Below are 7,074 nucleotides of genomic sequence, written 5' to 3' on the forward strand. Positions count from 1 at the left end.
GAGACAGGGCCGATCGCGACGAACACACCGTCGACCGGCAGCTTCGATTCCTGGCCGGTCACGACATTGCGCAGCGTCAGGCCTTCGACGGAAGGCGGCAGCGGCGCCTTACCCGGACGTCCGGTGATCTCGTGCACCACCGTGTCCCAGATGACGCGGACATTGTCCTTCGCAAGCAGCCGCTCGCGCAGGATGCGCTCGGCACGGAAATCGTTGCGCCGATGGATGACGGTGACGCTTTTCGCGAGGTTCGACAGATAGAGCGCTTCCTCGACCGCGGAATTGCCGCCGCCGACCACCGCCACGTCCTTGCCGCGGTAGAAGAAGCCGTCGCAGGTGGCGCAGGCCGAAACGCCGAAGCCCATGAAGGTCTGCTCGGATGGAATGCCCAGCCACTTGGCCTGCGCGCCGGTGGCGATGATCAGCGCGTCCGCCGTGTAGACGGTGCCGGAATCGCCGGTGGCGCGGAACGGCCGCACATTGAGGTCGACCTCGGTGATGATGTCGTTGACGATATCGGTGCCGACATGCTCGGCCTGCGCCAGCATCTGGCTCATCAGCCAAGGTCCTTGGATCGGATCGGCGAAGCCCGGATAATTCTCGACGTCGGTGGTGATCATCAACTGGCCGCCCTGCTGCAGGCCGGCGACCAGCATCGGCTTCAGCATGGCGCGGGCGGCATAGATCGCCGCCGTGTAGCCGGCCGGGCCGGAACCGATAATGAGAACGGGCGCATGTTTGGTGTTCATGAAAGTCCCCTGCGGCGCAAAGCCGTGGTTTTGTCGAGGTTAATGTAAGGGTTGCAAACCATGGCAGCAAGACGAACGGACCGTCGTCCCCGGAAAGCTGCCGTCAGCCGGATATTCGCAAAATCGCAGCTTTTGTTACCTCTAAAAATCGCGTCGGTGAGGGGCTGGCGCGGACACAAAAGTCGTTTAATTACAAATTCGCGAAAGATTCTTGCGCAAGAGCCGAGACAGCCATGCCGCTCAAAGCCGACCTCGACGCCATCGACTGGAAGATCCTGCGTGAATTGCAGAGCGACGGGCGCATGACCAATGTCGAATTGTCGAGCCGGGTCGGCATCTCGGCGCCGCCCTGCCTGCGCCGCGTCAGGCGGCTGGAAGAAGCCGGCATCATCCGCGGTTACCGCGCGCTTCTCAACGCGCCGGCGCTCGGCATGGATGTCGTCGCCTTCTGCCTGATCGGCCTGCACCATCAGGCCGATGCCGAGTTGAAGACCTTCGCCGAACGCACGCGCGGCTGGCCGATCGTGCGCGACGCCTGGATGGTGTCGGGCGAATCCGATTTCCTGCTGCACTGCGTGGCAAGCGACCTTGGCACCTTCCAGACCTTCGTCATCGAGGAACTGGCTTCGGCCCCGAATGTGGACACGGTGCGCACCGCCTTGACCATCCGCCGCGTCAAGGATGAGGGGCTGGTGGCCTTTCAAACTTGATGTGCCGTTTCCGGAAATTCCGCTGCAGAACAACAGGCTTAACTTCAGGTCTTGAATCAACCTGCGATCAAAGCGATCGTATCGCAGTGAGCAGTCCACCAAGGTCCGTTGCGTCGCGCAACGGCAACACCGAAAGCCCGCCCATCATCGAGCCTTCGCCGTCGACAAGCCAGCCACACGTGAGGCCGGCGCGCTGGCCGGCTTCCATATCCGCCAGCTTGTCGCCGACGATCAGTGATCGTTTCAAGTCCAGGCCGAGCTGCCGGCCCGCCTCCAGCAGCATGCCTGGATTGGGCTTGCGCATCGGATGATCGGCCATCGCCAGTAGACCGGTGCCGGTCTCGTGGTAGGCGCAAGCCAGCACCATGTCGACAAACGCGTTCTGTTCAGCCAGCAGGTCGAGCACGCGCCCGTTGACCCGGGCGAAAGCGTCCCAGCCGAAATAGCCGCGCGCGATGCCGGACTGGTTGGTGACGACAACGACCGGAATGCCGCGCTGGTTCGCGGTCGCGATGACCGGCGCGATGCCATCGCGCAGCGCCATGGTCGCCGGATCGTCGGGATAGCCGGTATCCAGATTGATCGTGCCGTCGCGATCGAGGAACAGCGCCGGCCGGCCGGCCGGAAAGCTCCGGTCACCAACCCGCTCGACCCAAAGGCCTGGCCCGGCCAGCGGAAAGCCTTCGCTCTCAGCCATTGCTGAGACGCGCTTCGACCGCCTCGCACAGATGGTGGTAGAGGCAGAGATGCCCCTGCTGGATGATCGGCGTCGAGGTCGATGGCACATTGAGCAGGATGTCGGCCAGCGGCGCGAGCTTGCCGCCGGTATCGCCGGTAAGGCTGATCACCGTCATGCCCATCATGCGCGCCTGCTCGGCGGCGGCAAGGATGCTTGGCGAATTGCCGCTGGTCGAGATGGCAAGCAGCACCGCGCCTTCCGATCCATGCGCCTCGACCTGGCGCGAGAAGACGGTGTCGAAGCCGTAATCGTTGCCCCAGGCGGTCAGCACCGCGGCGTTGGCCGGCAGCGCGATGACATTGTAGGCCTTGCGCTCCTTCAGGAAGCGGCCGACCAACTCGCCGGCGATGTGGATGGCATCGCTGGCCGAGCCGCCATTGCCGCAGATCAGCAGCGCCTTGCCTTGCGAAAGCGCGGTCACGACCGTGCTCACGGCGCGCTCCATCTCACCGGTCAGGTCGCGCTCGACCATCGCCGAGATCGCCGCCGCGGAGCGGACCAGGTAGTCGTTCAAATCGGACATGAGACCCTCAGTTTGCGGCACGCAGCTTGCCGATCGTGTTCGTCGTGCTCTTGCCTGCGACGAGGTCGACCAGCACCACGCGCCCGCCCGCCTTCTGCACCACATCGGCGCCGACCACGGTCTCGATCGTATAGTCCGCGCCCTTGACCAGGACGTCGGGCAAGAGCGCCTCGATCAGCTTGAGCGGCGTATCCTCCTCGAAGACGACGACGGCGTCGACCGAGGCAAGCGCTGCCAGCACGCAGGCGCGGTCATGCTGGTTGTTGACCGGGCGCCCCGGCCCTTTCAGCCGGCGCACCGAGTCGTCGCTGTTGAGGCCGAGCACCAGCCGGTCGCACTGGCTGCGGGCGGCATGCAGCAGGCTGACATGGCCGGCGTGCAGGATGTCGAAACAGCCATTGGTGAAGCCGACCGTGAGGCCCTCTTCCTTCCAGGCGGCGACCATCCTGGCCGCCGCATTGGCGTCAAGAATGGCATCCGTATGAGCCGTCGGCCCATGCGAGCGGAACAGCGCGCCGGACAGTTCCTCGACATTCAGCCGAGCGGTGCCGCGTTTTCCCACCACGACGCCGCCGGCCGCATTGGCGATGACCGCGGCATGCACCCGGTCGGCGCCGGCGGCGAGCGAAAGCGCGAAGCTCGCAATGACCGTGTCGCCGGCACCGGAAACGTCGAACACTTCGCTGGCCTGGGTGGAAATGTGGCGGGCATCCTCGGCGGAGACCACGCTCATGCCCTTCTCGCTGCGCGTGGCGACGATATACTCGAAGTCATGCGCGGCGATCAGGTCGCGTGCGGCGGCCACGATCTCGTCATCGCCGAACACCTTGCGCCCGACCGCCTCGCCAAGCTCCTTGCGGTTCGGCGTCACTGCCGTGGCGCCGGCATAGCGCGCGTAATCGCGCCCCTTCGGATCGACCAGCACCGGCTTGCCGGCATCGCGGCAGATCGCGATCAGCTCGCCGGCGACGCCGTCGAGCAGAATGCCCTTGCCGTAATCGGAAAGGATCACGATGTCGGCGCGGCCAAGCGCGGCCTGGAAATGATCGATGAGCTTCGCCCGCTCGGCGGAAGTGAGCGGCTTGATCTCTTCCTCGTCGAAGCGCAGCACCTGCTGGTTGAGCGCGCTGAAGCGGCTTTTCGACGAGGTCATGCGGTCCGCCCGCTGCAGAAGCCCGTCCGTGTCGACACCGATCTCGCTCAGCATGCGCATCAGATTGTTGCCGGCCTGGTCGGCGCCGATCACCGAGACGGGTATGGCGGCCCCGCCTAGCGAAACGATGTTGGAGACGACATTGCCGGCGCCGCCCATGTTCAGCATTTCGCCCCGTCCATGCAGCACGGGGATCGGAGCCTCCGGCGAGATGCGTTCGATCACGCCGCTGACGAAACGGTCGAGAATGAAATCGCCGACCACCAGCACGGTGACCTCGCCGAACCGGGCGATGGTGCGATGCAAAGGTTCCGGAGAGGGCGGATTGTGCTTGATCATCTCACTCGACATATGCCTGAAAAAGGCAGGACTTGATTAGGTTTCAGCGCCGGAATTGTGGCGCACCTCGCTCAACGCGATGCGGATATACCGCAATTGCGGCGAGCGCAACGGCAGGCCCGATTGACTGCGGCCGAAGTCGGCTGTGCAATCAGCTTCTCTGCAGGGCCACGTGGACGCCGAGGCCGACAAGCACGGCGCCGCCTGCACGCTGCATCAGCCGCTGCGCCCGCCCTGAACGCCGCAGCCGGTCGATCATCGCGCCGGCAAGGAATACGCAAACAATATCGGCGGAGGAAAACATCAGATTGACGATGGTTCCAAGCACGACGAACTGCAGCCAGACGGGAACGCCGCCGAGGCATCGATGAATTGCGGCAGGAACGCCATGAAGAAGATCGCCGTCTTCGGATTGAGCACCTCGACGGTGATGCTTTCGAAAAAGGCGCGCCGCGCCGATTTCCGCTCGATGGCCGGCAGAGCCGTATCGCCGCCTGTCCGTTTGCGGATCATTGAGACGCCGAGCCAGATCAGATAGAGCGCGCCGCCGAGCTTGACCGCCAGATAGAGCGGCGGCACGGCGTGGAACAGGACGGACAGTCCCGCGGCGGCCGCGAAGACATGCACATAACCGCCAAGATGAATGCCGAGAGCCGCCGTCAGCCCCGACCAGCGGCCCCGCGCCATCGTCTGCGCCGCGGCTAAAGCATGGCGGGTCCGGGGATGTAGGCGAAGATCGCAGTGGTGGCGAAGAATGCGATGAGCAGTTCGGTCGACGGCATTCTTGGTCCCTTACGCTGCGCCAGCTGGCTAAGGCCGACTGGAGCGGTAGCTTTGCGGCCTCACTGTGGCAAGGAACCTGTCTGCCGGGATTTGGTCAAGACACGCGCCATGAACTTGTCATGGTCGATCACGGCGCGCTCGTGGAAACCTTCCCCGATCGGTCCGCCCTCGTCACTGCACGACACCTTGAAGCGCAGCTTTCTTCCTTCCACGGCGATAAGCTCGACATCTGCCGTGACCATCATGCCGACAGGCGTGGCGGCGACATGGGAAACATCGACATGGGTGCCGACGGTCCTCTCATGGCTTCCGAGGAACGGGCGCAATGCCTCGATGCACGCCCATTCGATGAAGCCGACCATGAAGGCGGTAGCGAATACCGGCGGCATGTCGCCGAATCCCGCAAAGGCCGGCGTCATGGCAGGCACCGTCAGGGTATCGTCCACCCGCAGGGTTTGAAGATGGCGAAGGCCAGGCTTTAGATCGGACGTCATGATTGCACCACGGGCATGTATCCGCACCGCGGCGCCCTCGCCCCGGTGCTTGCAAGCAGCTTATCCCGAAAGCCCTTCCGCCGATCCATCCCTACATTCGTCGTAGCCGCGGCCGGCGAGCTTTATCGACAGCCCAGCCCACCTCCCCTATAAGAGCCCGGATCGCAAACAGACAGAGGCCTTCATGATCATCGTCACGGGCGGCGCCGGCATGATCGGCTCCAACATCGTCGCCGCACTCAACGCCGAGGGGCATGACGACATCGTCGTGGTCGACGATCTCACCGACGGCCACAAGATCGCCAACCTCGCCGACCTTCGCGTCGCCGACTATCTCGACAAGGACGATTTTCTCGCCCAGCTCGAGAATGGCGCGCTCGGCCGCATCGAGGTCGTCTTCCATCAGGGCGCCTGCTCGACCACCACCGAGTGGAACGGCAAGTTCATGATGCACGTGAACTACACCTATTCGAAGCGGCTCCTGCATGCCTGCCTCGACCTGCGCGTGCCCTTCCTTTATGCCTCCTCCGCATCCGTCTATGGCGGGGGCAGCGAGTTCCGCGAGGAGCCCGAGTTCGAGCGCCCGCTCAATGTCTATGCCTATTCGAAGAAACTGTTCGACGACTATGTCCGCCGCAATGTCGACGCCGATCATTCGCAGGTGACGGGGCTGCGCTACTTCAACGTCTACGGACCGCGCGAGGCGCACAAGGGCGCCATGGCGTCCGTCGCCTTCCATCTGTTCAACCAGGTCGAGCGCGGCGAAAATCCGAAACTCTTCGGCGCCTATGGCGACTTCGGCCCCGGCGAGCAGAGCCGCGACTTCATCCATGTCGGCGATGTCGCCGACGTCAATCTGTGGCTTTGGAAAAAGGGCCAGAGCGGCATCTTCAACTGCGGCACCGGTCGCGCCCAGCCGTTCCGCGCCGTCGCCGAAACGGTGATCGACACGCTGGGCAAGGGCGAGATCGAGTTCATCCCCTTTCCCGACCATCTCAAGGGCAGCTACCAGAGTTTTACGCAGGCTGATATGTCCCGCTTGCGCGCGGCCGGCTACAATGGCCAATTCCGCACAGTCGAAACCGGCGTCAGGGACTATGTCGAATGGCTGAAGGCCCAACGATCCTCGTGATCGGTCCACGCTGGGTGGGCGACATGGTCATGGCGCAGTGCCTGTTTGCGGCGCTGAAGGAAAAACATCCGAACGCGGCGATCGATGTGCTGGCGCCGGCCTGGGCCGCGCCTTTGGTCAAGCGCATGCCCGAGATACGCAGCCAGATCGACTTCCCGCTGATGCCGGGCGCGCTCGAATTCCGCAGCCGCAGGCGCTTCGGCCGCCTGCTGCGCGGCCGCTACGACATGGCCTATGTGCTGCCGGGAAGCTGGAAATCGGCACTGATCCCGTTCTTTGCCCGCATCCCCCATCGTGTCGGCAATTTGCGCGAAATGCGCTATGGCCTGCTGACCGACATCGTGCCGCTGCCCGAAGCGCTGAAGCGGCGCACGGCGCGCGCCTATTTCGGCCTCGCGCGCGGCGGCACGTTTCGCGCGCCGAAGCTTACCGTCGACAAGGCCAACCAAGCC

At 64.2% G+C, this 7,074-nt stretch carries 8 protein-coding genes and 1 pseudogene; 3 read left to right on the top strand and 6 right to left on the bottom strand.

Translation table 11 applies throughout. From position 1 onward, the window contains the following. The coding region (locus EOA27_RS15175) for an FAD-dependent oxidoreductase (protein ID WP_127256595.1) at nucleotides 1-749 on the bottom strand (749 nt) is incomplete at its 3' end. A gap of 233 nt (nucleotides 750-982) precedes the next feature. On the opposite strand from EOA27_RS15175, the gene EOA27_RS15180 reads away from it, so the two are divergent. Further along, nucleotides 983-1,459 carry an Lrp/AsnC family transcriptional regulator gene (locus EOA27_RS15180; RefSeq protein ID WP_126081712.1) on the top strand — a complete coding sequence of 159 codons (477 nt, stop codon included), beginning with the start codon at nucleotides 983-985 and terminating at the stop codon, nucleotides 1,457-1,459. Nucleotides 1,460-1,526: 67 nt separating this feature from the next. On the opposite strand, the gene EOA27_RS15185 is transcribed toward EOA27_RS15180, so the two are convergent. The 5 genes and pseudogenes from EOA27_RS15185 to EOA27_RS15205 all read right to left on the bottom strand — a co-directional run bounded on the left by EOA27_RS15185 (nucleotide 1,527) and on the right by EOA27_RS15205 (nucleotide 5,490). Beyond that, nucleotides 1,527-2,156 (bottom strand): HAD family hydrolase, encoded by a 630-nt coding sequence (locus EOA27_RS15185; RefSeq protein ID WP_126081711.1) that lies wholly within the window; start codon nucleotides 2,154-2,156, stop codon nucleotides 1,527-1,529. Continuing rightward, nucleotides 2,149-2,721, bottom strand: a complete 573-nt coding sequence (locus tag EOA27_RS15190) for an SIS domain-containing protein (protein WP_126081710.1) — start codon at nucleotides 2,719-2,721, stop codon at nucleotides 2,149-2,151. Before EOA27_RS15190 ends, EOA27_RS15185 begins: the two co-directional genes overlap by 8 nt. A gap of 7 nt (nucleotides 2,722-2,728) precedes the next feature. Then, on the bottom strand, nucleotides 2,729-4,213 hold the full coding sequence (rfaE1, locus tag EOA27_RS15195; protein WP_126081709.1) for a D-glycero-beta-D-manno-heptose-7-phosphate kinase: 1,485 nt from the start codon (nucleotides 4,211-4,213) through the stop codon (nucleotides 2,729-2,731). A 151-nt stretch (nucleotides 4,214-4,364) separates the two neighbouring features. Further along, nucleotides 4,365-4,995, bottom strand: a pseudogene (locus EOA27_RS15200) (LysE family translocator). Between the two features lie 60 nt (nucleotides 4,996-5,055). Beyond that, entirely contained in the window at nucleotides 5,056-5,490 is a 435-nt protein-coding gene (locus EOA27_RS15205) for a thioesterase family protein (protein ID WP_126081708.1), read from the bottom strand. 184 nt (nucleotides 5,491-5,674) lie between these two features. Here EOA27_RS15205 and rfaD point away from each other — a divergent pair, with 184 nt between their 5' ends. Continuing rightward, on the top strand, nucleotides 5,675-6,622 hold the full coding sequence (gene rfaD, locus EOA27_RS15210) for an ADP-glyceromanno-heptose 6-epimerase (RefSeq protein ID WP_126081707.1): 948 nt from the start codon (nucleotides 5,675-5,677) through the stop codon (nucleotides 6,620-6,622). Further along, the coding region (gene waaF, locus EOA27_RS15215; protein WP_127256597.1) for a lipopolysaccharide heptosyltransferase II at nucleotides 6,595-7,074 on the top strand (480 nt) is incomplete at its 3' end. The genes rfaD and waaF, both read left to right, overlap by 28 nt.

It is taken from the genome of Mesorhizobium sp. M2A.F.Ca.ET.037.01.1.1 (assembly GCF_003998075.1).
Taxonomy (GTDB): domain Bacteria; phylum Pseudomonadota; class Alphaproteobacteria; order Rhizobiales; family Rhizobiaceae; genus Mesorhizobium.